Source organism: Pseudidiomarina aquimaris, assembly GCF_003987395.1.
Lineage (GTDB): Bacteria > Pseudomonadota > Gammaproteobacteria > Enterobacterales > Alteromonadaceae > Pseudidiomarina > Pseudidiomarina aquimaris.
The window spans coordinates 68,338-92,293 of record NZ_PIPT01000003.1 but is presented as its reverse complement, the minus strand read 5'-3'; the positions used below and the strand labels follow the sequence as shown (position 1 = coordinate 92,293).

Below are 23,956 nucleotides of genomic sequence, written 5' to 3'. Positions count from 1 at the left end.
GCGGTGAAACAATGCGGGTTTGAATTAGAAATAATACCCAATGTTAATGTTAAAGCGGGTATTGGTTTCATCCGCATCACCCACCATGGAGCCACCAACGAACGGCTGATTCTTGGCCGTAACCAAGTCAAAGTAGGTGTAAAGACCGCCGGCAGATACCGCCATCCCCAACACATTCATAAAGGTGTCTTCGGTGCCATCACGCTTATTGGTCATTAAACTGTAGTCGTTGTAGAAGGTTAAATTGGTAATTGGACCGAATTTAACCGGCAAGCTATAGGCAATGTTGGCGGTGTATAGCGTCGCCTTACTTGGGATGGTATCGTAAAACGCATAGGCGCCTACCACGATGCCGTCATTGGCCATATCCATGTCGTATTCATACTGACTGACTTGGCCCATGAAAGTCCAACGATCCACTGAATACACACCGTGCGCAGCCCAGGCACTGCGATCGCCGACATCATCAACGCCATCATTCATTTGACCAAACTGGCCCGAGAGACCCCATTCAAAGCTTTGGTCATCGGCCAGCGTATATTTTCGGGCGACCCGCGCCGCGAAACTATTACTTTCAGCAACTTCCAGCGTCGGCGTGTCATAGATGCCTTCGTCAGCAAACCTCACGCCAACGGGATCATAGGCGTAACGATCATCGCGGTTGCTAACAAAGCCATCAACGCCGCCTTGCTCGTCGTTTTTGAAAAAGGCGATATCAAAATCCCACTCAGGGTCACGGTAACGTAGCTTCACCCCAGCATCATGGTCATCTTCTAGCCCAACGTAGAAATTTGAACTGAAGAAGTAGCTGTTGGAGTTATAGGGCGTGACGCCAAACGGAACTTTAGTGATACCCAGTTGACCTTGCCAATTTTCATCAAAGTTATAGCCGACCCAGGCATGCTGCACTGACTCCATGTATTGGAACCAGCGGTATTGAGCCGAGAGAATGACATCGCCGATGGAGCCGCTGTAATCAATGCGAATTAAATCAAAATCGAGGTCACCACCACGATCTTTATTCGCATCGTTGTAGTCTTCCCAAACATATTGCGCACGTACCGCACCACCAATCGTAATCGGCGCATTTTGGGCCGCCTCTACGTCCTCCTCTAAGCGCTCAACTCGCGCTGCCAAAGCAGTGTTATTGGTAATACGTTGGCGTGGAGCCACTTCGGCGTTCGCAGTGTCAGAGGTTGACGTTTCATCTTGCTTAACGATAACAACTTCTTTTTCGACTTCTTTTTCGCGCTCTTCAGCAAGCTGCTCTTCGAGTTCCGCAACGCGACTCTGCAATTGTTCCATTTGTTCCAGCAACTTTTCTAGTTGCGCGGAAGTGGTGCTTTCGCCATCCTGTTGCGCCAACGCTGGGGAGCTCATAAGAGCCCCCACACAAACTGCTAATAAGGTCTTGTTCATACGCCCTCCTTATCGCAACACATGCAAGAAGTGCATATGTTTATGATAGTGATCAATGATGTCACCGATTACCGCGTCTCGTGACCAGCCGAGAATATCGTAGTCCTGACCACCTTCGCGCAAGTGAACTTCCGCTCGATAGTACTTCTGCTCTTCGGTCACCTCAGTCAGCGGCTGATCAGCATCAGCTTGAATGAAAGCCGGTTGGATATGGCTCACGATGTGCACTTTATAAACGAAGTCAATTTCATCGCCATGGACGACACGAAACTCCAGGTTATCACTCTCATCGAGCGACATTTGCACAGTTAAGCCGCTGGTTTTCATTTCTTCTTCCACATCTTCGAAAGCGGGCTTCACCACCTGCTGCAAGAATCGCTGCGCCACTTGCTTACTAGGAAAGTCAATAATGTTATGCAAACGCTCACGCCAGTTCTTGTTGCTCAGTGCGGAACTACCTAGGTAGTTGTTTTGCAGCGCATCTTTCTTGTGCACATCTATGCGTAAGGCTTTAATCAATCCAAAAGTGGTTATCATTAAAATAATCGTAAACGGCAATGCGGCGGCAATCGCCATGGTCTGCAGAGCCCCTAAGCCACCAGCAAGAAGCAAAACGATGGCGACAACTCCCTCACCACTTGCCCAAAAAATACGCTGCCACACGGGGGTGTCATCGCGACCATTCGAACAAAGCATATCAACCACCATCGAACCTGAGTCCGATGAGGTTACAAAGAACACGATAACCATGATGGTCGCAAGCCCTGATAGGAACGTGCTAAAAGGGAATTGCTCTAGGAAAGCAAATAGTGCCACAGGCGTGTCGTTCTGCACTAACTCGCCGAGTTGTTCAGCACCTTGGTTCATGATCATGTCTATTGCCGAATTACCGAAAAAGGTCATCCACATCAAGGTGAAGCCTGCTGGCACCAACAACACACCAAGCACGAACTCTCGAATCGTACGACCGCGCGATACCCGCGCAATAAAGAGACCGACAAACGGGGCCCAGCTTAACCACCAACCCCAATAAAATACTGTCCAGCCGCCAATCCAGTCGGTTTTCTCGTAAGCGAATAAGTTAAAGGTATTACCAACAATCTCGGAGACATAAGCACCGGTATTTTGCACAAAGGCTTGCAGCAAGAACACGGTCGGACCGGCGATTAAGACGAAAAGTAACAGGAGTACTGCCAGCCCCATGTTCAACTCGGATAAACGGCGGATGCCTTTATCTAGACCGGTGGTCACCGAAATAATGGCTAAGCCTGTCACCCCGATGATTAAGCCGACCTGAACCATGGTCGACACGGGAATATCAAACAAATAACCAAGACCCGAGTTTACCTGCGCGACGCCAAAACCTAATGACGTGGCAACACCGAATACGGTACCAATGACCGCGAAAACATCGACCGCATGCCCGATGGGACCATAAATACGCTCACCGATTAACGGATAAAGAGCCGAGCGCAAGGTCAATGGTAAGCCATGACGATAGGCAAAAAAGGCTAGAATTAACGCGACAATGGCATAAATCGCCCACGCATGTAGCCCCCAATGGAAAAAAGTAATCTTCATTGCTTCACGAGCGGCTTCGGTTGTACCCGCTTCAACCACCGGTGGTGCCAAAAAGTGCATGACCGGTTCGGCAACGCCGAAGAACATGAGTCCGATGCCCATACCCGCAGAGAACAGCATCGAAAACCAAGTTAATTTCGAATAATCCGGATTCGAGTGGTCCGGCCCCAGTTTAATCGTGCCAAAACGGGAAAAACCTAAATACACTACTGACAACAAAATGACGGCAACAGCCGTCACATAGAACCAACTCGCATTGGTAATAATCGCAGATTGTATCGTGTCGAAAGTTGTTGCTGCTGCATCAGGGAAGATGCTTGAAAAAAGTAAGATGATAAAGATGAGACCCGCCGCGCTGTAAAACACGGGGGGATTTAGACGGGCTTTCTCGCTCGACTCCATGCTCGATTCTCCCAGTTTGTGTTGTTGTGATTTCCTATTAATTATAGAGACTTATGCAAAAGTTGCGAATTTCGATCACAACGGAAATAAAAAGGCCTCCGCGAAGGGAGGCCTTTTTTAAGCGTTTTCGTTACCTAAATTAGATAACTTCAGCGCGCTCTACAATTTCAACAAGTGCCCAAGACTTAGTCTTAGATACTGGACGCGTTTCGCGAATAATCACGGTATCGCCCATTTTGCACGAGTTGTCTTCGTCGTGAGCGTGTAATTTAGTAGTACGAGAAATGTACTTACCATACACAGGGTGCTTAACCCGACGCTCAACAGCAACAGTGATAGACTTGTCCATCTTATCGCTGATTACACGACCTTGCAGAGTACGAACACGTTTTTCTTCAGCCATTACGCACCTGCCTTCTGATTCAGAATAGTTTTCACACGTGCGATATCACGACGCACTTGCTTCAACATGTGAGTTTGATTCAGCTGACCAGTCGCTGCTTGCATGCGCAGATTAAACTGCTCACGACGCAAACCCAGCAATTCTTCTTGCAGCTGCTCAACGGTTTTTTCATTCAGTTCGTTCGCTTTCATTACATCACCGTCCGAGATACAAAGATGGTTTTGAATGGCAGCTTACGTGCCGCAAGAGTGAACGCTTCACGCGCCAGCTCTTCCGAAACACCGTCGATTTCATACAGGACACGGCCTGGCTGAATTTGAGCTACCCAGTATTCCACGCTACCCTTACCTTTACCCATACGAACCTCAAGAGGTTTCTTGGTAATTGGCTTGTCAGGGAAAACGCGGATCCAAATTTTACCTTGACGTTTCACGTGACGCGTCATGGCACGACGAGCCGCTTCGATTTGACGCGCAGTCATACGACCACGGTCAACAGCTTTCAAACCGAAAGTACCGAAGCTAACTTTGTTACCTGCTTGCGCCAGACCACGGTTGCGGCCCTTGTGAACCTTACGGAATTTTGTACGCTTTGGTTGTAACATTTAGTATCTCCTTACTTACGGCCTTTAGGGCGTTTCGCTGGAGCTTGTGGCTTTTCTTCAACTGGCATACCGCCCAGTACTTCACCACGGAAGATCCAAACTTTCACACCGATGATACCGTAAGTGGTGTTAGCTTCTGCAGTTGCGTAATCGATATCTGCACGCAATGTGTGCAGCGGTACGCGACCTTCACGGTACCACTCAGAACGAGCAATTTCTGCACCGCCCAAACGACCGCTAACTTCCACTTTGATACCCTTGGCACCCAGACGCATTGCGTTTTGTACCGCGCGCTTCATCGCACGACGGAACATAACACGGCGTTCTAGCTGACCAGCAATGTTTTCACCAACCAACTGCGCATCCAATTCAGGCTTACGCACTTCAGAGATGTTGATTTGAGCTGGCACGCCAGTCAATTTTGAAACTGCTTGACGCAGCTTCTCAACATCTTCACCTTTCTTACCGATGACCACGCCTGGGCGTGCAGTATGAATGGTGACACGGATGCTTTTCGCAGGACGCTCGATTACGATGCGAGAAACTGAAGCGTTGCTTAGTTTCTTGTTCAGCAATTGGCGAACCTGGTGATCACTGTGCAGGTTATCGGCAAAATCTTTTGTATTCGCGAACCAGGTTGCATTCCATGGCTTGGTGATACCTAGGCGAATACCATTAGGATGTACTTTCTGACCCATAACTTATCTCCTAGCTATCTGATACAACCACAGTAATGTGGCTGGTACGCTTAAAGATACGATCAGCACGACCTTTCGCACGAGGCTTGATGCGTTTCATGGTAGGACCTTCGTCAACCATTACTTTAGCAACCTTCAACTCGTCGATGTCGGCACCTTCGTTGTGTTCAGCATTCGCGATAGCTGACTCCAACACCTTCTTCAGCAGACCAGCTGCATCTTTAGGGCTGTAGTTCAAGATATCCAGCGCTTTCGCTACTGGTAAACCGCGAATCTGGTCAGCAACCAACCGGCCTTTTTGCGCAGAAAGGCGAGCAAACTTGTGAATAGCAATAGCTTCCATCTCAACTCTCCCTTAGCGTTTCTTGGCTTTCTTATCAGCGGCGTGGCCACGATAAGTGCGGGTTGGTGCGAATTCACCAAGCTTGTGACCAATCATTTCGTCAGAAACGAAAACTGGCACGTGCTGGCGACCGTTATGAACAGCGATAGTAAGGCCGATCATATCAGGGATAATCATTGAACGACGGGACCAAGTCTTAATAGGCTTTTTGTCACCGGCTTCCAACGCTTTCTCCACCTTCTTTAACAGGTGAAGGTCAATAAATGGACCTTTTTTAAGAGAACGTGGCATGTTTAATCCTCAACTCTTATTTGTTGCGACGACGTACGATGAACTTATCAGTACGCTTGTTCTTACGGGTCTTATAACCCTTAGTCGGTGTACCCCAAGGAGTAACCGGATGACGACCACCTGAAGTACGGCCTTCACCACCACCATGCGGGTGATCAACTGGGTTCATCGCCACACCACGAACGGTAGGACGAACACCACGCCAGCGCTTCGCACCAGCTTTACCCAATTGACGCAGCATGTGTTCTGCGTTGCCTACTTCACCGATGGTTGCACGGCAATCCGACTGGATTCGGCGCATTTCGCCAGAACGCAGACGCAAAGTTACGTAGCCGCCATCGCGAGCCAAAACCTGTACGTAAGCACCAGCTGAACGCGCCAACTGAGCACCTTTACCAGGTTTCATTTCGATTGCGTGTACCACAGAACCTACTGGAATGTTACGCAGTGGTAAGGTGTTACCCGCTTTGATCGGTGCATCTGAACCAGACTGAATCTTGTCACCAGCTTTCATGCCCTTAGGAGCAAGAATGTAGCGACGTTCACCGTCTGCATACAGAACCAATGCGATGTTTGCTGAACGGTTTGGATCATATTCCAAACGCTCAACTTTCGCAGGGATACCGTCTTTGTCGCGTTTAAAGTCGATCATACGGTAGTGATGCTTGTGACCACCGCCGATGTGACGAACAGTAATACGACCATTGTTGTTACGACCGCCTTTCTTGTTGTTTTTATCCAACAAAGGCGCGTAAGGTTTACCTTTGTACAGGTCTTCGTTAACCACTTTAACGACGTGGCGACGACCTGGAGACGTAGGCTTACACTTAACTAATGCCATGTGAATTCCTCCTCTTACTCAGCGCCGCCGACGAAGTCGATGTCAGCACCTTCTTTCAGGGTGACATAGGCTTTTTTCCAGTCACTACGCTTACCAAAGCGCATGCCTGTACGTTTAGTTTTGCCTTTCACGTTGACAGTACGAACGCCTTCAACTTCAACCTCGAACAGTTTTTCAACTGCTGCTTTGATTTCAGCTTTGTTTGCGTCAGTAGCAACTTTGAAAACCACGGTGTTTGCAGTTTCTGCAGCAACCGTTGATTTTTCTGAAACGTGAGGAGCAATGATCACTTTCAATAAACGTTCTTCGCGCATCATGCTAAAGCCTCCTCAAGTTGCTTAACTGCGTCCGCAGTCATCAGAACTTTTTCAAAAGCAATAAGGCTAACTGGGTCAACAGCTTGAACGTCGCGTGCGTCAACTTTGTGCAAGTTGCGTGACGCCAAGAACAAGTTTTCGTCAAGTTCTTTAGTCACGATCAATACGTCGTTCAATTCCATTTCTTTCAGCTTAGCAGCCAACTGCTTAGTCTTTGGTGAATCAACACCAAAGCTCTCTACCACGACTAAACGGTCCTGACGAACCAGTTCAGACAAGATGCTTTTCATCGCACCGCGGTACATTTTTTTGTTTACTTTCTGGTCGTGGCTGCGTGGTTTCGCTGCAAAAGTAGTACCACCAGAGCGCCAGATTGGGCTACGGATAGTACCTGCGCGAGCACGGCCAGTACCTTTTTGGCGCCATGGCTTTTTGCCACCGCCAGCTACTTCAGAACGCGTCTTTTGTGCTTTAGTGCCCTGACGAGCGCCTGCAGCATAAGCGACAACGACTTGATGAATCAAAGCTTCGTTGAACTCACGTCCAAAGGTAGCTTCGGAAACTTCAAGAGCGCCTTTTGCGTCTTTAAATGTTAATTCCATCACCATTCTCCTCGGACGTTACGCCTTAGCCTTGACTGCTGGCTTGATGATGACATCACCGCCAGTAGCACCAGGGACAGCGCCGCGAATCAGCAACAAACCACGCTCAGCGTCTACACGTACGATATCAAGTGTCTGTACGGTAATTTGTTTGTTACCCATTTGGCCTGCCATTTTCTTGCCTTTGAATACCCGACCAGGAGACTGGTTTTGACCGATAGAACCCGGTGCACGATGTGACAACGAGTTACCATGGGTAGCGTCCTGAGTACGGAAATTCCAGCGCTTAACAGCACCTTGGAAACCTTTACCTTTAGAGGTGCCGGTAACGTCTACTTTTTTGGTGTCCGCAAATAATTCTACGGTGATTTCTGAACCTACTGCGAAATCTTCACCTTCGCCGTCTTCTAGGCGGAATTCCCAGAGACCACGACCTGCTTCTACACCCGCTTTAGCGAAGTGACCAGCAGCTGGTTTGTTTACGCGGTTCGCTTTTTTCTCACCTGTTGTAACTTGAAGCGCACGATAGCCGTCTGTTTCCTCAGTTTTAACCTGAGTCACACGGTTAGCAGTCACTTCAATCACAGTAACAGGTACAGAAGCGCCGTCTTCTTGGAAGACACGTGTCATTCCTACTTTACGACCGACTAGACCAATAGCCATTGTTAAAACCTCTCGTGTGTAATCCTATTACTGCCCGCTTAACCTAGGCTGATCTGAACATCAACACCAGCTGCAAGGTCGAGACGCATAAGTGCATCAACAGTTTTGTCAGTTGGGTCCATGATATCGATCAGACGCTTGTGGGTACGGATCTCGTACTGGTCACGTGCATCTTTGTTCACGTGTGGAGAAATCAACACGGTGAACTTTTCTTTGCGCGTTGGCAGAGGAATTGGACCACGTACCTGAGCACCAGTGCGTTTTGCAGTTTCAACAATCTCTGCAGTTGACTGGTCAATCAGACGGTGATCGAACGCTTTCAGTCGAATCCGAATTCTTTGATTAGCCATAAAAAATCAAAGCCTCAAAATAAAGAGCATTTAAAAAAGAGCACAGAAAAAAACCTACACCCTGGCAGCATACCGGGCGAGGTATTTTCAACGAATCAACATTCAATCCCCTATCGGGATTGCTGTGGCAACCTAACTTACAGTGTTCGCCCCACAAGTGGGATCAACAACTGTGGCGGCGAATTATACACGGAACTGAACGAAAAGCAACAGCGTTCTTCGTCCGCTACGTTGTTCGTGCGCTTCGCTTTTCGTCCGCTGCGCTATTCGAACAGCGAACGATGTGAGCGGACGAACAGTGAGGCGCAGCCGAACGGACGAATAACGATTAACGTTTTTTGTAGTTTTCGACTTCGCGCCAGACGCGGAGTAGGTTCTCGTTTAGGATTTTCTTGATGTCTGCTTCAGAATAGCCGCGGTCAAGTAGACCTTGTACCAAGTTTGGATAGGTCGATACGTCTTTGAGGCCGACCGGCAACGAGTCACCGACACCATCATAGTCAGAACCAATACCTACATGCTCAATGCCGATCAGCTTGACCACGTGGTCGATGTGATCGAGCACTTGCTCAAGAGTGGCAAACGGGAATGGGTTATCTTTTTGTAGCTCGGTGATACGGCTTTTGGCTTCTTCGCTCTCTTCGCCGTACTTCTCTTTAACCTGCTCGATTTGCTGGTTAATCATGTCGCGATAGCGGTTCGCTGCTTGGGTCACGAAGGTCGAACCGAAGTTGATCATGATAACGCCGCCGTTTTCGCCTAAGGCTTTAATCATGTCGTCGCTCATGTTGCGCTCGAAGCCCGGGGTATAGCGGCGTAGCGATGAGTGCGATGCGATGACCGGCGCTTCAGAGATTTCCAGCGTTTGCCAGAAGGCATCGTCAGATACATGTGAAATGTCAATCATCATGCCGATGTTGTTCATTTCTTTCACGAGCTCTTTACCGAATGGGCTCAAGCCATCCCACTGACGACGAATATCGTAAGACGAGTCGGCAATGTGGTTAGAGAGCGAGTGTGACAAGGTAATATAGCGGATACCACGATCATAAAACTCTTTGAGGTTAGCCATGTCGCCTTCCATCGGCGAGCCGTTCTCCATCCCCAAGGCAAGTGAAATTAAGCCTTGTTCGAATTGCTCTTCAACATCGGCTACATCGTAGGCCATAGCGAATTTGTCAGGTGCGCGCCACGCCAGTGCTTCCATACTATCAATAAGCTGATGTGCGAGTTGCTTACTTGCGCCTGGAGTTTGCTCAAGCTGTGCAGGAATATAAATCGACATGAAAGGGACGTTCAAGCCACCGGCTACAGCGCGAGGATAATCAAAATCACCACTTGCGGTTGCTTTAGTGACATCTTCCCAATGTTCGGTCAGACGATAAGGGACATCGATATGGGTGTCGATGAGCATATTTTCTTGCGCTAATTGCACTGCGCGATCGCTTGCTTTGTATTCTTCTGCGTTAACTGGGGTCTGTAGAGCTGCGGTCACCGCTAAGCTCACGGCACTCACCATTCCTAACCATGCGAATTTATTCACTGCTTGTTCCTCTGCTTAAGCTTTATTATTGGATACTTGCTTAATCAACAAGTGAACAGCAGACTAGCACAGAAACTGCGGAAAAATCACCCTGTCTTAGTGGCGTTAAACGTATGGTTTATCGCAACGACCGCACCAGCAACCACCGTACTTACTACTGGTGCGAACATTAACAATAAAAGCCAGCTTGAAGTGTAATCAACCATAGCAATTACTCGGCTTTGCTTGGCTGTGATTTGGCTACTTGACGATTATCTGCAATCACAATCGTGGATGCGTCAGAACCGTGGCGCATACGCAGCATGTTCTCATGATGCTCGCGGCGAGTTTGCTGTTCTACTTGCAACGTCACCTGTTGCGCTTGCGCATGAAAGGTTTTGCTAAGTGCAAGCTCAAGTTCAGACTTTGAATCTGCAAAAGCACTGGTCGATGTTGCAGCAACGGCCAAAGTAAAAAGTGCGACGATGGTTTTCATGGTTGTTCTCCTAGCGATGAATTAAATGTTAGTCGTTTTCATTCACTTGTATTAACGAGTAACAGTTATGTCGCTAGAAACCATTCAAAGGTTGTGCCAACTTTCAAATAAAATTGGCAACCACCTGTATTTAATGGGTTTTTATTTTAAAATCCACTTGAGTTCAGGGTACCTCTCAAGCATTCGGTTTTGTCATTTCCGCCATTTTTTGGTCAGCCAGCTCACGAGCTTGGACGACAAAACCTAAGGCATCACGCAGTAATTGCTCCGCACTTTCCGCGCTGGGTCCTTGTTGACTTAACCATTGGCGCCAGCGTTTTGCGCCCGGCTGACCTTGAAACAGGCCCAACATATGACGAACAACATGCCAACAGCGTCCACCCTGTTGAAGATGCGCTTCAGTGTAGGGGATCATGGCCTCAACGACCTTCACCTGCTCGGCAAAACTCGCTTGCTGCTCGGTCGGGACGGTCGTCGGTTGCTCGCATAACGCATCGAAGCAATGCAGAAAAGCGGGATTCTGATAAGCCTCGCGGCCAATCATGACTCCATCGACATGGGCAAGATGCTCTACGATAGCTTCGGCGCTAGTGATCCCGCCATTAATCATCATGTGCATGTGCGGATAGCGTTGTTTCGCACGATAAACCCGATCGTACTGGAGTGGCGGAATTTCTCTATTTTGCTTCGGACTGAGGCCTTGAAGCCAGGCCTTGCGGGCATGGAGCGTTAAGTACCCACAACCGGCTGCGGCTACGGCGTCGATGAACCGATACAAAAAATCATCACTGTCCTGTTCATCGATACCTAAGCGTGTTTTGACCGACACTCGGAGTTGCGGCGCGGCGGCTTGCATGGCACTGACGCAGCGGCCCACGGTTTCTGGGTCTGCCATTAAACAGGCACCAAAGCTACCATTCTTAACCCGATCAGACGGACAGCCTACATTAATGTCGACCGCTTGATAGCCGCGCTCATAAGCGCGCGCTGCGCACTCCGCCATCGCTACTGGGTCACTGCCACCGAGCTGCAATACCACCGGTTGTTCTGCGGGATTGAAGGCGAGGAAATCATATTTTCCGTGAATTATGGCGCCAGTCGTCACCATTTCCGTGAAAAGCACGGCTTTTTCACTAAAAAGCCGATGAAAATAGCGGCAGTGACGATCGGTCCAGTCCAGCATCGGTGCTACGGCAAGAGTTGGTTTGCTCAACGCTGTCTGGCTCATACTATTTCGCTATTTCGCTTGCTATCAAATGGAGGCCGTATTCTACGGTTTCGGCCTCCTAATGCAAGTTATCAATGGTTGCGCGGCATTAAACTCGGCGCACGCCGCGCTTGGGTCAACTGTTCATAGGCGAAGGCAGCTTCAATCAATACGCCCTCATCGCCCGCGCTTGCGAAAAAACTCATACCCACTGGTAGATGCTCGACAAAGCCCATCGGCACGCTGATATGCGGATAGCCGGCGACCGCAGCCGGAGAACTGGCCGAGCCGGAGTAGTTGTCGCCATTCACGAGGTCAATCTTCCAAGCCGGAGCTGTGGTGGGCGCCACCAACAAATCTAAATCGTATTCTGCAAGGGTTGCATCAATACCATCAGGGCCCGCTGCTTGTTTAGCTCGTGCTAGCGCAGCTTCGTAGTCCGCTTGTTGCTCAGCTGTGCGCGCCTCTGCCATGACAAAGAGTTCTTGACCAAAGAACGGCATGAGTGAGTCGGCATAACGATCATTATCAGCACGTAAGCCAGCGAGATCTTGGTATGGTGCTTGCGGGTGCTGGGCAAAGTAATCAGCCAAGCCGAACTTAAACTCGTGGAGTAGCACGGTAAATTCGTCCTCGCCCCAGTTGCGCCCGTTCACGAAAGAAAGGTCATCAATGAGCACTGCGCCAGCATTAGCGAGCACTTGTAACTGGCCTTCAAAGACCGCATCGACACCCGTGTGATAGCCCATCAAATCACGCATCACGCCGATCCGCTTGCCTTGTAAACCGTCACTGCGCAGATAGCTAACGAAGGATTCACTCACCGTGTAGCTCGCGCTATCGGCAGCGTCTTCACCGAGCATCGCATCAAGCATATAAACCGCATCGCGCACGGTACGCGCCATGGGGCCTGCGGTATCTTGGCTATGGGCAATCGGGATTATACCGCTACGGCTCAGTAGCCCCAAGGTTGGCTTGATGGTAACGATGCCAGTAATTGCCGCAGGGCATACTAACGAACCATCGGTTTCGGTACCCACAGCAAGCGGAATCAAATTGCCACTGACCGCGGCGGCCGAACCAGCACTCGAGCCACAGGTACTGCGGGTGGTGTCAAACGGGTTTTTGGTCTGGCCACCGTAGCTACTCCAACCAGAGCTGGAGCCGGTCGAGCGAAAATTCGCCCACTCGCTCAGATTCGCTTTACCAATAATCAATGCACCTGCAGCACGTAGACGCTCGACAATAAAGGCATCTTGTGCGGGATAATGGTCCTGCAACAACAACGACCCCGCGGTATTCGCCAAACCATCCGCGCTATCGATATTATCTTTCAATAGCACTGGAATGCCATGTAAAGGTCCACGCGACTGCCCTGCTGCGCGCTCGCGATCCAACTTGCGCGCAAGTGCGACAGCGTCCACCAAAGGCAATAACTGCGTCACGGCACGCAGGTCAGCGCCACGCTCATTGTGTTTGACAATTTCAGCGTAGTAATGCTTCACTATTGCTTCGGCGCTTAGCTCGCCGCTGGTCATAGCGGCTTGCAACTGGTCAACTGTCGCCTCCTGGTAATTAAATTCCGTCGCCGCTAAGCCTTGGCTTTGCCAGAGTAACCCGGCACTGAAAAGCGTGAGCAGCAATCGCCGCCAAGTGGGTTTCCGTTTTGTTGTCATTGTTATTGTTCTCCTGCTTCGATTGCTACCCGAATCTATAGCATCATGATAAACTGCGCCTTATGACAACGAAAGAAACTGCTCGATTGGTCACTAAGGCCGAAAAATTATGTGCGCAACGCGGGGCAAGGTTGACTCCTGCACGTCGTGAAGTCTTCGAAATTCTCGCAGATCAAAGCGGTGCGATTGGCGCCTACGACCTGCTCGATAAACTCAAGTCGGCAGTCCCCAATGCGAAACCACCGACCATCTATCGTGCGCTCGACTTTCTGCAAGAACAAGGCTTTGTGCACAAAATCACGTCGTCGAATAGCTACGTTCTATGCAGCCACTTCGACCACCAGCACCCTGTGCAAATGCTCATTTGCGAAAGTTGTGGAGCGGTGCAAGAGATTCAATCAGAAGGTGTCTACGACGCGCTACGTAAACAAGCCGAAGACCAAGGTTTTCGCGTCGAAAGCCAAACCATCGAAGCCCACGGCATTTGCGCTGAGTGTGCGTAAACAAAAACGGACCTAGTAATCAGGTCCGTCTGGAATTTCGTGCTGCGCTAAGTTATCAAAGCGCGAATACTGCCCTTGGAATTTGAGTTTCACCGTACCAATTGGACCGTTCCGCTGTTTCCCTAAAATGATTTCAGCAATGCCCTTCTCTTCGCTCTCTGGGTGGTATACTTCGTCACGATAGATAAACATGATCACGTCGGCATCCTGCTCGATAGAGCCTGACTCCCGCAAGTCTGAGTTAACCGGACGGCGATTCGAGCGCTGCTCCAACGAGCGGTTCAACTGCGAGAGCGCGACCACGGGAACTTCCAATTCTTTCGCTAGGGCCTTTAATGATCGCGAGATTTCGGCAATTTCTAACGTGCGGTTCTCCGCCATACCCGGCACTGTCATCAACTGCAGATAATCCACCATTATCAACGACAAACCTTTATGGTCACGGGCCACACGACGCGCACGCGAGCGCACCTCGGTAGGCGTCAAACCAGAAGAGTCATCGACATAAATATTGTTTTTCTCTTTTAAGATGGAAATGGTCGAAGCCACGCGGCTCCAATCCTCATCCTTCAGCTGGCCATTACGGATCCGCGTTTGGTCGACATGACTGAGTGACGCCATCATCCGCATCATGATTTGTTCAGATGGCATCTCAAGACTGAATACCAGAACCGGCTTGTCTTCGCGCATCGCGACGTTTTCACAGAGGTTCATGGCAAAGGTTGTTTTACCCATGGATGGACGGGCAGCGACGATAATCAAATCCGAAGGCTGTAAGCCGGCGGTCATACGATCAAGATCGGTAAAGCCTGTCGAGCGGCCGGTAACACCGTTGGCATTCTTGCTAGTTGAAAGTTCCTCAATGCGCTGAACTGTGCGCTCCAAAATTGGCGAGATTGCTTGCGGCCCCTCGTTGGCATCGGTGCGTTGTTCGGCAATTTTAAAAACCTTGGACTCAGCAAGATCAAGTATTTCTGCACTGGTGCGGTTTTGCGTGTCGTAACAATTTTCGGCAATCTCATTAGAAGCAGCGATAAGCTCGCGCAACACTGCGCGTTCACGCACAATTTGTGCGTAGGCGCGAATATTGGCGGCACTCGGGGTGTTTTTCGCAATCTCGCCTAAGTATGCAAAACCGCCGACATCTTGCAGCTCACCAGCAGCTTCGAGGTTCTCGGAAACCGTCACCAAATCGATGGGTTGGTTACGTTCAGTGAGACGCGACATCGCCGCAAAAATGAGACGATGGCCACGGTGATAAAAGTCGTCACTAATAATATCGCCAGCAATCGCATCCCAGGCCTGATTGTCCAGCATCAAACCGCCCAACACGGACTGCTCAGCTTCGATTGAATGAGGTGCGGTCTTGATTGCAGCTAGCTTGGCGTCGCTGCGGGATTGCTTTTCGGGACGGTTTGCTGCCATGGTTCTCTCAGAGTTTCAAACAATGGCTACGACTATACAAAATGCGGCGCAAGGAAGGAAGCGGATCCACATCGGATCCGCTGTAATTGTTGATTTTTAATACTTAGTTTCTGCGCAGAACCAAATCGCCACTCATGCTGGTCACTTCGATGAGCCCCGAACCAGAGCCGACGGTAGTTTCGAGTTGCGCACCCACGCCCCAACGCGATTCATTGGCTTTTGCTCCGTTCAAGCGATTAATGATATTGCCACCACCACTGACTTCTGCGTTTACTTTAGCGTTTACATCGCCAGCAAGGGTTAGCTTCACATCACCGCTTACCGACTCACCGCTCACACGGCCATTGTTTAGCAGCGTGAAGCTCGCTTCCGCGTCACCACTCACAGAACGTAGTTCCAGCTTGCGAACATTGCCGAGGGCGACTTCAATATCACCAGATACCGTTTCGGCTTCGACTTCAGTTGCTGAGCTGTCAGCAGTCACATCGCCACTGGTTGAACCGTAACGCACCTTAGTTGCTTGATTATCACGGTCGATGATGTCGCCGCTGACGGACTTCATTTGCACCGTGCCTGCTAAGCTTTTACCTAAAACATCACCGCTTACAGAATTAAGGCGAATGTCGCCGTTGAGTTTTTCAGCTTCCAGATCTCCGCTGACGGTGTTCACACGTACATCGCTATTAAAGTTACTCAGCCAAAAGTCAGTTGAAACACCTTCCACATTTAACTCCGCTGACATTGGCAACGAAATACTCAAATCAGTCGCATGGTCACCGGAAAAGTTACGGCGATCTTCCATATTAACGACGATCGACAAGGTGCTGCCGTCTAGGCTAAAAGTTAGGCCCGTGGCATATTCATCCAGCTCGCCTTTAACTTCGGCATAGTTGTCATTGCTACCGATGATTCGCACGTCACCGCGCATGTTTTCGATTTTTACAAAGACATTCGCGGGCACAGCTAAGCGCTCATCGACACGTTGTTGTTTCGCTTCGGCAAGGCCGCTGTAGACAAGGCCGGCCATAAGCACTGTACTGGTTACTACGTTCATTAACGTTTTCATCATGATCTCCTACCACTATAGCTGTTGTAATTTATCGCTCACGACAAATTGGGATTCTAAAAGTTCTAATTCTTTGCTGTAGAGCCACTGTAAAAGCTGCCACAACGCCTTGTTATTTGGTTCCGTCTGAAGCTGGGCGCTCACTTCATCGATGCTTGCGCGAATTTGCTCAATTTCCGCAGCGACGAATTCACTTTCACCATTCCAGCCCACCGCCTGGTATTGCGTGAGCACGAACTGACGTTGTTGTTCATGCTGTTGGTTCAAATAAGTGAGCAGTGCGCTCGCCGCCGGTTGTTCAGGGTTGCCTGTCGGCGACTGCAGACTCATAAAAGTCACACCGCCTACCGCTAACACCATGCAGGCTGCGCTTGCCCATACCCAATGCAGCCATTTACCGGAGCGCTGTTGCCGCCGGGCGAGGCTATGCTCAATTCCCGCCCATAATTCGCGTTCTGGTGCTGGCGCATCGTTGCCCTCTGCTGCTTGGCGAATCAAGCGGTCAAGTTTATTGCTTGCGGTTGAATTACTCATCGCTCAGCCACTCCTCTAGTAATGTCCGGGCTCGGTGGACTTGCGCTTTGCTGGTGCCCACCGCGATCCCTAATTCTTCAGCGACTTCATCGTGGCGTAAACCTTCGATGCAGTGCAGTACAAAAACCCAACGCATTTGTTCCGGTAAACGTTTGATAAGCTTATCGAGCTCACCTAAATCTGCGCTTTCTTGCTGCTCTAAATTCGCAGCGTAATTACTGTCATCGGTCAGCGAAACATCTTGGCGCCAGCGTTTTTGCTTGCGCATCTCGCTAATCGCCACGCGAGTTGCCACGGTATGCAGCCAGGTACTGAACTTGCTCTCACCGCGAAAACTACCGAGTGCGTCCCACAGCTTAATAAACACTTCTTGCGTCAGATCATGCGCGGTATCACTATCACCTGCTAAGCGCCACACCAAGCTGTACACCTTACGATGGTGGCGCTCGAACAACTGTTGGAAGGCTTGCATATTGCCTTGCGCTGCTTGTCGCACCAAGCCCTTGTCAGGATCCTCAAACGCTTGATGGGTTAATACTTGTGCCGTCACCGGTTTGCCCTTTTTGCTTTTCTTGTTAAATAGGTCGCATCGACCGCGCTTAAGGTTTACATGAATTTATAAAAACGCAAAAAAAAACCGTAGCCTGTTTCCAGACTACGGTTTCTCTGTGCTTTGTGCTTGTGCTGATTAGTCAGCAGCAACCACTTGCAACTTGATGCTAGCAAATACGTCTGCGTGCAAGTGCAACTCGATGTCGAACTCGCCGGTTTCACGTAAGGTGCCGTTTGGCAACAATACTTCGCTCTTCTGTACTTCAACGCCTGCTGCAGTAACTGCATCAGCGATGTCTTTAGTACCGATAGAACCAAACAATTTACCTTCGTCACCAGCTTTAGAGCTGATTACGATTGCGTCAAGTGCATTGATTTTCTCTGCACGTTCTTCAGCAGCAGCCAAATCAGCAGCGATTTTCGCTTCTAATTCTGCGCGGCGCTCTTCAAATACTTTGATGTTCGCTTCGGTTGCAGGAACTGCTTTACCTTGTGGGAACAAAAAGTTACGTGCATAGCCAGACTTAACAGAAACTTGGTCACCCAAGCCACCTAAGTTGGCAATTTTGTCTAATAGAATGATTTCCATTGTTCGCTACCTCTGAGTTTCTGAGATCGTTCGCGATGCCGGCTTACTGATGTGAATCAGTGTAAGGCAGCAACGACAAATAACGTGCACGTTTGATGGCACGCGCCAACTGACGCTGGTACTTCGCTGAAGTGCCAGTGATGCGGCTAGGAACGATTTTGCCACTCTCAGTGATATAGTTTTTCAGAGTAGCGATATCTTTGTAATCAATTTCTTTTACGCCTTCAGCCTTAAAACGGCAGAATTTACGGCGACGGAAAAAACGAGCCATGATGGTCTCCTCAAATCTTCACAAGTTGCTGGGCATGCAAGACCAATTTACCAACACCGTTTTTATCTTCGATTCGATTCAAAAAACCGGTAACTTGCACCTGCGACCCAACGGTCAATTCGTGTGTCCACTGCTTTGCTGCTTCGCCACCTAACACGACTAAGACTCTTACGAAACTGCGCCGCGGGTACCCTGCTTCTTGCTGCTCTGACTGGTGATCCAGTACAAAACGCAAATGGCTAATGCCGGCTGGGCTGGTGGTTAACTTGGGTGGTTTGCTGACGCTGCCACCTAATACAAGTTGATTACTAAGCTCCACAATGGTTAGACGTTAACAAGCGAGCTTATGCTGCTTCGTTGTCGCCTTGTTCTTCGTTGCGGCTGTCGCCTTTGCGCTCTTCTTTCTTAGTCAAAGGAGAGGCTTCAGTGATAGCTTCTTTCTTACGCATGATCATGTTGCGCAATACTGCATCGTTGTAACGGAAAGCTGTTTCCAACTCTTCAACAACTTCTGCAGACGCTTCGATGTTCATCAACACGTAGTGTGCTTTGTGCAACTTGTTGATTGGGTAAGCCAGTTGACGACGACCCCAGTCTTCTAAACGGTGGATCGTGCCGTTACCTGACGTGATGGTCTCGCTGTAACGCTCGATCATGCCAGGTACTTGCTCGCTCTGGTCCGGGTGGACCATGAATACGATTTCATAATGACGCATTTCTGCTCCTTATGGTTCATAGCTACTGATAGGCTCAGTCACACCTGCAGCAGCAAGGAACGCTTTTTGTGAGTTAAATAACTTCAGACTGATTTAAGCGGCGGGATTTTAGCCGAATTTGCCTGTGATCACAAGCTTGCGCTATGTTTTTCTGCGTTTTCGACTAAATCAATAAGTACTTTTACGAATTGCTCGGGGAGCGCGCCTACAGCATCGTATGGGCCTTGTATTTTGAAGCGTTGCTCTTGCGCAGTGCGCCGTTCATCGACTTGTGGGCTGGTAAGCACACCAAGAATCTGCAGTTGCTCGCCTTCTTCAATTCGAACTTGCAAATGCCAAGCATAAGGAGCCGCAGCCTCAACCATGCGCCATTCATGACGACTTTCAATGCGTTGTTGCACATCAAACAGAATATCTTCAGCTGTCTGAGAGGGCACACTGCCATCCAAGTCCAAGAACAACTGGGGCTTATTCGTACGCTCGCCCGGTAAAAAGGTTCCTGTCGGTAACCATGCGGCAGCCAAAAAGGTCATCACAATCAGAGATAAGACGACCGGTCGCAAGCGCAAAAAAGGTACTTTTTTCATGGTATAGATTAACCTTGTCGCTGCCGTACGGCTTCAAATAAACATACACCAGTGGCCACGGAAACATTCAAGCTCGAGACCGTCCCCAGTAGCGGGATTTTAATTAGTTCGTCACAGGTTTCACGCGTCAAGCGGCGCATGCCATCGCCCTCAGCCCCCATCACCAACGCCGTCGGCCCTTTTAGATCCACCGCATAAACAGACTGCTCTGCCTCACCAGCTGTGCCCATCACCCAGACCTGTAGGTCTTGCAATTGCTTCAGCGCACGCGCCAAATTGGTAACTTGCACGAGGGGCATGGTCTCAGCGGCGCCACAGGCAACTTTACGCACGGTAGGATTGAGCGACGCTGATTTATCTTTAGGCACAATGACAGCGGTAACACCGGCGGCATCAGCGGTACGCAAACAGGCACCAAGGTTATGCGGATCGGTGACACCATCGAGCACTAAAAACAACGGTGCTTTTGCGCTATTTTGCACAAGATCAGGAAGGTCATTATCACTTAATAATGGCGCTTCAAGCGCTACCACGACCACCCCTTGATGATTACCGCCTTCCGCTTTCTTTTCCAATGTCTGCTTCGGCACAAATTGCGGACGAATACCAAGTTTTTGGGCGGTTTGAATAAGTGATTGCAAGGCTTTATCTTGCCGCTCACGGAGTGCAAACATTTCGACCACCCGCTCAGGGTGGCGTTCAACAAGGGCACGCACCGAATGCAAACCAAACACTGCTACTTTCTTACTCATGCTAACGAAGGTTCCTTACTTTTTCTTTTTTGAACGCTGCTTTTTGGCTTTACGCTTTTGCTCTACTTTGGCGCGTTTGGCTTTTGCTTTGCCGACCTTCTCACGCTTTTGCTGGCGCTTACTTTTCGGCGCTGTACTTTTTTCTGGACGTTTCTCAGGTCTTCTTTCGGCTGGACCAGCGCTACCCGACATCCGATCTTTACCGCTCGGGCTTTCCGCTGCTAGAAGCTTCAAATCAATTTTACGCTCATCTAAATCAACGCTGCGAACTTTCACCCGCACTTTATCACCTAAACGGTAAACGCGACGGCTATTTTCGCCAATCAACAAGTGGCGTTCGTTGTCAAAGTGATAGTAGTCGTTGTCGAGGTTTGAAACATGCACTAGACCATCAATGTGTAGGTCATCCAAGCGAATAAACAAGCCAAAGTTGGTCACCGAGGCAATCACCCCAGTAAATTCCTCACCCACATGATCTTGCATGTACTCACATTTGAGCCATTCATCAACTTGGCGGGTGGCATCGTCCGCACGACGCTCAGTCATAGAGCAGTGCTCACCCAGTTCATCGAGTTGCTCATCAGGATACATCCAGGCGCCTTCAAGTGCTTGGTTAGGGCCTTGCTGCTTTTTCAACAAAGCTTTAATGGCGCGATGCAAAACTAAATCCGGATAGCGGCGAATCGGCGAGGTAAAATGGGAGTACTCATCGAGTGCCAAACCAAAGTGACCCGCGTTATCTGGTGTATACACGGCCTGCTGCATCGAGCGTAATAACATCGTTTGGATTAACTCGGCATCGGGTCGCTCGCGCACCTGCTCCAGCACTTCTGAATAGTCGCGCGTGCTCGGATCGTCACCGCCTTTTAGATTCAAACCAAGTTCGGCAAGAAAGCCGCGGAAATTTGTTAGTCGTTCAGACGATGGAGGCTCATGCACACGGAATAAAGCACCGGCTTCCTCGTGCTTTTCAATCAAGCGTGCGGTGGCGACGTTCGCCATAATCATGCACTCTTCAATAATCGTATGTGCGACATTACGGCGTACCGGCTCGATACTGTCAATCTTGCGCTCAGCATTGAAGATAAACCGCGTTTCCAGCGTCTCAAATTCAATCGCTGAACGCCCTTGACGGGCCTTTTTGAGCACTTTGAATAAGCTATGTAAGTTTTCAATAGGCGTCAGCACGGCCTCATACTCTTGCCGCAATTTCGGTTCACCCTCGAGAATCGCCGCGACCTTGGTATAGGTCATCCGTGCATGCGATTTCATCACTGCCGGATAAAAACTTGAATCCAATAGCTTACCGCGGTTGGAAACTTTCATTTCAGCGACCATACACAGACGATCCACATCCGGATTCAACGAGCAGAGTCCATTGGAAAGTTTCTCTGGTAGCATCGGCACAACAAAGTTCGGAAAGTACACCGAGTTACCGCGTTCGAGCGCATCTTTGTCTAGTGGCGTGTTGGGGCGCACATAGTAGCTTACATCGGCAATTGCTACCCACAAACGCCAACCGTCGCCTTCGGGCTCAGCGTACACCGCATCATCAAAGTCGCGTGAGTCTTCGCCATCGATCGTAATCAGCGGTAATTCTCGCAAGTCCTTGCGATCTTTATACGCTTCTTGCGGCACCTCTTCGGCAAGCTTTTCAACATAGTCAAGCGTGGCCGCGCTCCAGTCCGTTGGAATATCGTGTTCACGAATAGCGATTTCAATTTCCATTCCCGGCGCCATATGGTCACCAAGAATTTCCGTCACTTCGCCCACCGGCGAAGTGCGTCGGTTAGGGCGGCGGGTGATTTTCGCCACTACAATTTGGCCATGCCGAGCGCCATTACGCGCTTCGTCTGGGATCAGAATATCTTGGTTCAGACGACTATCGTCTGGCACTACGATACCGAGATCGTGATCGACAAAAAAGCGCCCAACCACACTCATTTCACGTGATTCAATCACCCTTACAATACGGCCTTCACGGCGACCTTTCGGGTCCTTACCCTGCTCTTGCACCAACACAATGTCACCGTGCAATACGCTGTACATTTGTTTCGGCGGGATAAATAAGTCATCGCCGCCATCATCGGGGCGACAAAAACCAAAACCATCGCGGTGGCCAATTATGCGTCCCTTGATCAGGTTCATGCGCGTCGGCAATCCATACGCATTGGCTTTGGTGTATATGAGTTGGCCGTCGCGTTCCATGGCGCGCAAACGACGTTTTACGCCAATATGTTGGCGTTCATCGGTGAGCTGAAAGCGCTCCAAAATTTCATCAAAAGTAATCGGCTTCAAGCGCGCTTCAACGGCCGCTAAAAGCTCATCCCGTGAGGGGATTTCAACCTCATATTCAGGTTGTTGTTTATTTTCTTCGGTCATAATACCTCGGGGTAAACTCACGCGAATTCGTGTGTTTCCAATTGCTGTAAGCATAACAGAGAACACGGAAAAACACCGCATTCTTATTGCTTAAAAGTTAAGCAGATTAATGAGTTGAGGAAGGGGCAAGGCTCATCAGCACAACACCAATAGCCAAAAACTCGCGACCATCGCCGTAATAGTGATGAATGCAGGTACAGGGCGAGTGAAGCCTTGCGAGAGCTTCATCGCAAATGCCCAAATAACTTCTAAGATTCCAGCTAAGAAAAGTATTAACCAAGCCATACGATTTCCTATGCGTTTTCACGCCAGGTCGTCCTGGTCAGTTGTTTCCCATGATGGGTGAGGTCGTCCTCAGAAGAGATGGTGCCGAAGGGGGGACTTGAACCCCCACGCTGTTACCAGCGGCGGATTTTGAATCCGCTGCGTCTACCAATTCCGCCACTTCGGCATTGAAGATTTGACTTGAACGTCGGTAGTGCGAGGCATTATACGCAAGGGATTTTTCCGATCAAGCAAATTATGACAGTTTTCGTTTGTTCGGCTATTTCGTGAGCAACGCGCGCTTTTTTTCGCCCTTCCTTGCTTCTTAGCAGCGACTTAATGATAATCTGCACTCGCCTAAATCAATCAACACCGAGGTCCTCGTGAGCGAAATCAGCCCAGCACAAAAACTTCACGCATCTTTCCCTAGCGCAGGTTTTTTCCGTCGTTTGGCGGCTTGGGTTTACGACTTATTGGTCGCTGTCGCCATTGTCATGCTGGCATCTGGCCTCGCACTTGCGGCGGCTGCGCTGTTTACTAGCTTGGGGTGGGTCACGCTACCGGAAGGCATGGACCATGCGGGCTGGTTAAATAGTTCGCCACTGTACGGTCTCTACTTGCTTACGGTGTTGGGGCTATTTTTCGGTTGGTTCTGGTATCGCAGCGGTCAAACTCTTGGTATGCGCGCATGGCGGCTCAAGATTCAACAACGCAACGGCGCTCGCATTACTAAGAAACAAACTTTTGTACGGCTCATTACCTGTTGTTTTGGGCTGGGTAATCTATGGGTACTCGTCGACTTCAAAAACCGCCGCGCTTGGCATGATTATGCCGCTGGAACCGAAATGGTGACCTTGTCAAAAGAAGCCAATCAACTCTATTACTGGAAAGAGCTGTAAG

At 49.6% G+C, this 23,956-nt stretch carries 31 protein-coding genes and 1 tRNA gene; 2 read left to right on the top strand and 30 right to left on the bottom strand.

Annotation, left to right across the window (positions count from 1 at the left end):
- Positions 1–24: 24 nt before the first annotated feature.
- The 17 genes from CWE21_RS04925 to CWE21_RS04845 all read right to left on the bottom strand — a co-directional run bounded on the left by CWE21_RS04925 (position 25) and on the right by CWE21_RS04845 (position 13,415).
- On the bottom strand, positions 25–1,419 hold the full coding sequence (locus CWE21_RS04925) for a carbohydrate porin (RefSeq protein WP_126833342.1): 1,395 nt from the start codon (positions 1,417–1,419) through the stop codon (positions 25–27).
- Between the two features lie 9 nt (positions 1,420–1,428).
- The gene (locus CWE21_RS04920) at positions 1,429–3,402 is read right to left on the bottom strand and encodes a BCCT family transporter (protein WP_198675059.1); all 1,974 of its coding nucleotides are present in this window, start codon (positions 3,400–3,402) and stop codon (positions 1,429–1,431) included.
- A 139-nt stretch (positions 3,403–3,541) separates the two neighbouring features.
- Positions 3,542–3,805 carry a 30S ribosomal protein S17 gene (gene rpsQ / locus CWE21_RS04915; protein ID WP_126754487.1) on the bottom strand — a complete coding sequence of 88 codons (264 nt, stop codon included), beginning with the start codon at positions 3,803–3,805 and terminating at the stop codon, positions 3,542–3,544.
- Positions 3,805–3,996 carry a 50S ribosomal protein L29 gene (gene rpmC, locus CWE21_RS04910; RefSeq protein ID WP_034732160.1) on the bottom strand — a complete coding sequence of 64 codons (192 nt, stop codon included), beginning with the start codon at positions 3,994–3,996 and terminating at the stop codon, positions 3,805–3,807. The genes rpsQ and rpmC overlap by 1 nt, the downstream gene beginning before the upstream one ends.
- Positions 3,996–4,409, bottom strand: coding sequence for a 50S ribosomal protein L16 (gene rplP, locus CWE21_RS04905; RefSeq protein ID WP_126754485.1), 414 nt, complete (start codon positions 4,407–4,409; stop codon positions 3,996–3,998). Before rplP ends, rpmC begins: the two co-directional genes overlap by 1 nt.
- 11 nt (positions 4,410–4,420) lie before the next feature.
- The gene (rpsC, locus tag CWE21_RS04900; RefSeq protein WP_126833340.1) at positions 4,421–5,107 is read right to left on the bottom strand and encodes a 30S ribosomal protein S3; all 687 of its coding nucleotides are present in this window, start codon (positions 5,105–5,107) and stop codon (positions 4,421–4,423) included.
- Positions 5,108–5,117: 10 nt separating this feature from the next.
- Positions 5,118–5,450: a 50S ribosomal protein L22 gene (rplV, locus tag CWE21_RS04895; RefSeq protein WP_026860407.1), complete on the bottom strand. Its 333-nt coding sequence runs from the start codon at positions 5,448–5,450 to the stop codon at positions 5,118–5,120.
- Between the two features lie 12 nt (positions 5,451–5,462).
- The gene (gene rpsS, locus CWE21_RS04890; RefSeq protein WP_008488670.1) at positions 5,463–5,741 is read right to left on the bottom strand and encodes a 30S ribosomal protein S19; all 279 of its coding nucleotides are present in this window, start codon (positions 5,739–5,741) and stop codon (positions 5,463–5,465) included.
- Between the two features lie 16 nt (positions 5,742–5,757).
- Positions 5,758–6,582, bottom strand: coding sequence for a 50S ribosomal protein L2 (gene rplB / locus CWE21_RS04885; RefSeq protein ID WP_126833339.1), 825 nt, complete (start codon positions 6,580–6,582; stop codon positions 5,758–5,760).
- 14 nt (positions 6,583–6,596) lie between these two features.
- Positions 6,597–6,899 (bottom strand): 50S ribosomal protein L23, encoded by a 303-nt coding sequence (rplW, locus tag CWE21_RS04880; protein ID WP_126754482.1) that lies wholly within the window; start codon positions 6,897–6,899, stop codon positions 6,597–6,599.
- Positions 6,896–7,501 (bottom strand): 50S ribosomal protein L4, encoded by a 606-nt coding sequence (gene rplD, locus CWE21_RS04875; protein WP_126833338.1) that lies wholly within the window; start codon positions 7,499–7,501, stop codon positions 6,896–6,898. The genes rplW and rplD overlap by 4 nt, the downstream gene beginning before the upstream one ends.
- An 18-nt stretch (positions 7,502–7,519) precedes the next feature.
- The gene (gene rplC, locus CWE21_RS04870) at positions 7,520–8,164 is read right to left on the bottom strand and encodes a 50S ribosomal protein L3 (protein ID WP_126833337.1); all 645 of its coding nucleotides are present in this window, start codon (positions 8,162–8,164) and stop codon (positions 7,520–7,522) included.
- A 38-nt stretch (positions 8,165–8,202) separates the two neighbouring features.
- Positions 8,203–8,514, bottom strand: a complete 312-nt coding sequence (gene rpsJ, locus CWE21_RS04865) for a 30S ribosomal protein S10 (protein ID WP_126769544.1) — start codon at positions 8,512–8,514, stop codon at positions 8,203–8,205.
- Between the two features lie 328 nt (positions 8,515–8,842).
- Positions 8,843–10,033, bottom strand: a complete 1,191-nt coding sequence (locus CWE21_RS04860; RefSeq protein ID WP_126833515.1) for a dipeptidase — start codon at positions 10,031–10,033, stop codon at positions 8,843–8,845.
- 235 nt (positions 10,034–10,268) lie between these two features.
- A complete protein-coding gene (locus tag CWE21_RS04855; protein ID WP_126833336.1) occupies positions 10,269–10,532 on the bottom strand; it encodes a hypothetical protein in 264 nt (87 codons plus the stop codon).
- Between the two features lie 175 nt (positions 10,533–10,707).
- Positions 10,708–11,760 (bottom strand): tRNA dihydrouridine(20/20a) synthase DusA, encoded by a 1,053-nt coding sequence (gene dusA / locus CWE21_RS04850; protein WP_126833335.1) that lies wholly within the window; start codon positions 11,758–11,760, stop codon positions 10,708–10,710.
- Between the two features lie 71 nt (positions 11,761–11,831).
- Positions 11,832–13,415, bottom strand: a complete 1,584-nt coding sequence (locus CWE21_RS04845; protein WP_126833334.1) for an amidase — start codon at positions 13,413–13,415, stop codon at positions 11,832–11,834.
- A gap of 62 nt (positions 13,416–13,477) precedes the next feature.
- On the opposite strand from CWE21_RS04845, the gene zur reads away from it, so the two are divergent.
- Positions 13,478–13,918: a zinc uptake transcriptional repressor Zur gene (gene zur / locus CWE21_RS04840; protein WP_126833333.1), complete on the top strand. Its 441-nt coding sequence runs from the start codon at positions 13,478–13,480 to the stop codon at positions 13,916–13,918.
- 12 nt (positions 13,919–13,930) lie between these two features.
- On the opposite strand, the gene dnaB is transcribed toward zur, so the two are convergent.
- From dnaB to CWE21_RS04775, 13 genes are all read right to left on the bottom strand, one after another.
- Complete coding sequence (gene dnaB / locus CWE21_RS04835; protein WP_126833332.1) at positions 13,931–15,343, bottom strand: replicative DNA helicase; 1,413 nt, start codon at positions 15,341–15,343, stop codon at positions 13,931–13,933.
- Positions 15,344–15,446: 103 nt separating this feature from the next.
- Entirely contained in the window at positions 15,447–16,412 is a 966-nt protein-coding gene (locus CWE21_RS04830) for a DUF4097 family beta strand repeat-containing protein (RefSeq protein WP_126833331.1), read from the bottom strand.
- 12 nt (positions 16,413–16,424) lie between these two features.
- A complete protein-coding gene (locus CWE21_RS04825) occupies positions 16,425–16,943 on the bottom strand; it encodes a hypothetical protein (RefSeq protein ID WP_126833330.1) in 519 nt (172 codons plus the stop codon).
- Positions 16,936–17,493, bottom strand: coding sequence for an RNA polymerase sigma factor (locus CWE21_RS04820; RefSeq protein ID WP_241970223.1), 558 nt, complete (start codon positions 17,491–17,493; stop codon positions 16,936–16,938). Before CWE21_RS04820 ends, CWE21_RS04825 begins: the two co-directional genes overlap by 8 nt.
- A 138-nt stretch (positions 17,494–17,631) precedes the next feature.
- On the bottom strand, positions 17,632–18,084 hold the full coding sequence (gene rplI, locus CWE21_RS04815; RefSeq protein ID WP_126833329.1) for a 50S ribosomal protein L9: 453 nt from the start codon (positions 18,082–18,084) through the stop codon (positions 17,632–17,634).
- A gap of 43 nt (positions 18,085–18,127) precedes the next feature.
- Positions 18,128–18,355 (bottom strand): 30S ribosomal protein S18, encoded by a 228-nt coding sequence (rpsR, locus tag CWE21_RS04810; protein WP_006956988.1) that lies wholly within the window; start codon positions 18,353–18,355, stop codon positions 18,128–18,130.
- A 10-nt stretch (positions 18,356–18,365) separates the two neighbouring features.
- Positions 18,366–18,674 (bottom strand): primosomal replication protein N, encoded by a 309-nt coding sequence (gene priB / locus CWE21_RS04805; RefSeq protein ID WP_126833328.1) that lies wholly within the window; start codon positions 18,672–18,674, stop codon positions 18,366–18,368.
- Positions 18,675–18,699: 25 nt separating this feature from the next.
- Positions 18,700–19,071 (bottom strand): 30S ribosomal protein S6, encoded by a 372-nt coding sequence (gene rpsF / locus CWE21_RS04800; RefSeq protein ID WP_126833327.1) that lies wholly within the window; start codon positions 19,069–19,071, stop codon positions 18,700–18,702.
- Between the two features lie 128 nt (positions 19,072–19,199).
- Positions 19,200–19,658 carry a hypothetical protein gene (locus CWE21_RS04795; protein ID WP_126833326.1) on the bottom strand — a complete coding sequence of 153 codons (459 nt, stop codon included), beginning with the start codon at positions 19,656–19,658 and terminating at the stop codon, positions 19,200–19,202.
- 8 nt (positions 19,659–19,666) lie between these two features.
- Complete coding sequence (gene rlmB / locus CWE21_RS04790; protein WP_126833325.1) at positions 19,667–20,410, bottom strand: 23S rRNA (guanosine(2251)-2'-O)-methyltransferase RlmB; 744 nt, start codon at positions 20,408–20,410, stop codon at positions 19,667–19,669.
- 15 nt (positions 20,411–20,425) lie between these two features.
- Entirely contained in the window at positions 20,426–22,792 is a 2,367-nt protein-coding gene (rnr, locus tag CWE21_RS04785) for a ribonuclease R (RefSeq protein WP_126833513.1), read from the bottom strand.
- Positions 22,793–22,927: 135 nt separating this feature from the next.
- The gene (locus CWE21_RS04780; RefSeq protein ID WP_126833324.1) at positions 22,928–23,077 is read right to left on the bottom strand and encodes a DMT family transporter; all 150 of its coding nucleotides are present in this window, start codon (positions 23,075–23,077) and stop codon (positions 22,928–22,930) included.
- Positions 23,078–23,156: 79 nt separating this feature from the next.
- Positions 23,157–23,243, bottom strand: a tRNA-Leu gene (locus CWE21_RS04775).
- A gap of 196 nt (positions 23,244–23,439) precedes the next feature.
- On the opposite strand from CWE21_RS04775, the gene CWE21_RS04770 reads away from it, so the two are divergent.
- A complete protein-coding gene (locus CWE21_RS04770) occupies positions 23,440–23,955 on the top strand; it encodes an RDD family protein (RefSeq protein WP_241970222.1) in 516 nt (171 codons plus the stop codon).
- Position 23,956: the final 1 nt, after the last annotated feature.

Coding starts and splice junctions, on each gene's coding strand:
- rplC (WP_126833337.1), bottom strand. CDS start 8,164: ATGGCTATTGGTCTAGTCGGTCGTAAAGTAGGAATGACACGTGTCTTC.
- CWE21_RS04845 (WP_126833334.1), bottom strand. CDS start 13,415: ATGACAACAAAACGGAAACCCACTTGGCGGCGATTGCTGCTCACGCTT.
- CWE21_RS04860 (WP_126833515.1), bottom strand. CDS start 10,033: ATGGTGAGTGCCGTGAGCTTAGCGGTGACCGCAGCTCTACAGACCCCA.
- rplB (WP_126833339.1), bottom strand. CDS start 6,582: ATGGCATTAGTTAAGTGTAAGCCTACGTCTCCAGGTCGTCGCCACGTC.
- rpsS (WP_008488670.1), bottom strand. CDS start 5,741: ATGCCACGTTCTCTTAAAAAAGGTCCATTTATTGACCTTCACCTGTTA.
- rpsJ (WP_126769544.1), bottom strand. CDS start 8,514: ATGGCTAATCAAAGAATTCGGATTCGACTGAAAGCGTTCGATCACCGT.
- CWE21_RS04780 (WP_126833324.1), bottom strand. CDS start 23,077: ATGGCTTGGTTAATACTTTTCTTAGCTGGAATCTTAGAAGTTATTTGG.
- rpsF (WP_126833327.1), bottom strand. CDS start 19,071: ATGCGTCATTATGAAATCGTATTCATGGTCCACCCGGACCAGAGCGAG.
- rlmB (WP_126833325.1), bottom strand. CDS start 20,410: ATGAGTAAGAAAGTAGCAGTGTTTGGTTTGCATTCGGTGCGTGCCCTT.
- rplW (WP_126754482.1), bottom strand. CDS start 6,899: ATGATGCGCGAAGAACGTTTATTGAAAGTGATCATTGCTCCTCACGTT.
- rpmC (WP_034732160.1), bottom strand. CDS start 3,996: ATGAAAGCGAACGAACTGAATGAAAAAACCGTTGAGCAGCTGCAAGAA.
- CWE21_RS04855 (WP_126833336.1), bottom strand. CDS start 10,532: ATGAAAACCATCGTCGCACTTTTTACTTTGGCCGTTGCTGCAACATCG.
- CWE21_RS04830 (WP_126833331.1), bottom strand. CDS start 16,412: ATGATGAAAACGTTAATGAACGTAGTAACCAGTACAGTGCTTATGGCC.
- zur (WP_126833333.1), top strand. CDS start 13,478: ATGACAACGAAAGAAACTGCTCGATTGGTCACTAAGGCCGAAAAATTA.
- rnr (WP_126833513.1), bottom strand. CDS start 22,792: ATGACCGAAGAAAATAAACAACAACCTGAATATGAGGTTGAAATCCCC.
- CWE21_RS04825 (WP_126833330.1), bottom strand. CDS start 16,943: ATGAGTAATTCAACCGCAAGCAATAAACTTGACCGCTTGATTCGCCAA.
- CWE21_RS04795 (WP_126833326.1), bottom strand. CDS start 19,658: ATGAAAAAAGTACCTTTTTTGCGCTTGCGACCGGTCGTCTTATCTCTG.
- rpsQ (WP_126754487.1), bottom strand. CDS start 3,805: ATGGCTGAAGAAAAACGTGTTCGTACTCTGCAAGGTCGTGTAATCAGC.
- CWE21_RS04920 (WP_198675059.1), bottom strand. CDS start 3,402: ATGGAGTCGAGCGAGAAAGCCCGTCTAAATCCCCCCGTGTTTTACAGC.
- rplV (WP_026860407.1), bottom strand. CDS start 5,450: ATGGAAGCTATTGCTATTCACAAGTTTGCTCGCCTTTCTGCGCAAAAA.
- rplP (WP_126754485.1), bottom strand. CDS start 4,409: ATGTTACAACCAAAGCGTACAAAATTCCGTAAGGTTCACAAGGGCCGC.
- CWE21_RS04925 (WP_126833342.1), bottom strand. CDS start 1,419: ATGAACAAGACCTTATTAGCAGTTTGTGTGGGGGCTCTTATGAGCTCC.
- dusA (WP_126833335.1), bottom strand. CDS start 11,760: ATGAGCCAGACAGCGTTGAGCAAACCAACTCTTGCCGTAGCACCGATG.
- rpsC (WP_126833340.1), bottom strand. CDS start 5,107: ATGGGTCAGAAAGTACATCCTAATGGTATTCGCCTAGGTATCACCAAG.
- dnaB (WP_126833332.1), bottom strand. CDS start 15,343: ATGGCAGCAAACCGTCCCGAAAAGCAATCCCGCAGCGACGCCAAGCTA.
- rplI (WP_126833329.1), bottom strand. CDS start 18,084: ATGGAAATCATTCTATTAGACAAAATTGCCAACTTAGGTGGCTTGGGT.
- rpsR (WP_006956988.1), bottom strand. CDS start 18,355: ATGGCTCGTTTTTTCCGTCGCCGTAAATTCTGCCGTTTTAAGGCTGAA.
- rplD (WP_126833338.1), bottom strand. CDS start 7,501: ATGGAATTAACATTTAAAGACGCAAAAGGCGCTCTTGAAGTTTCCGAA.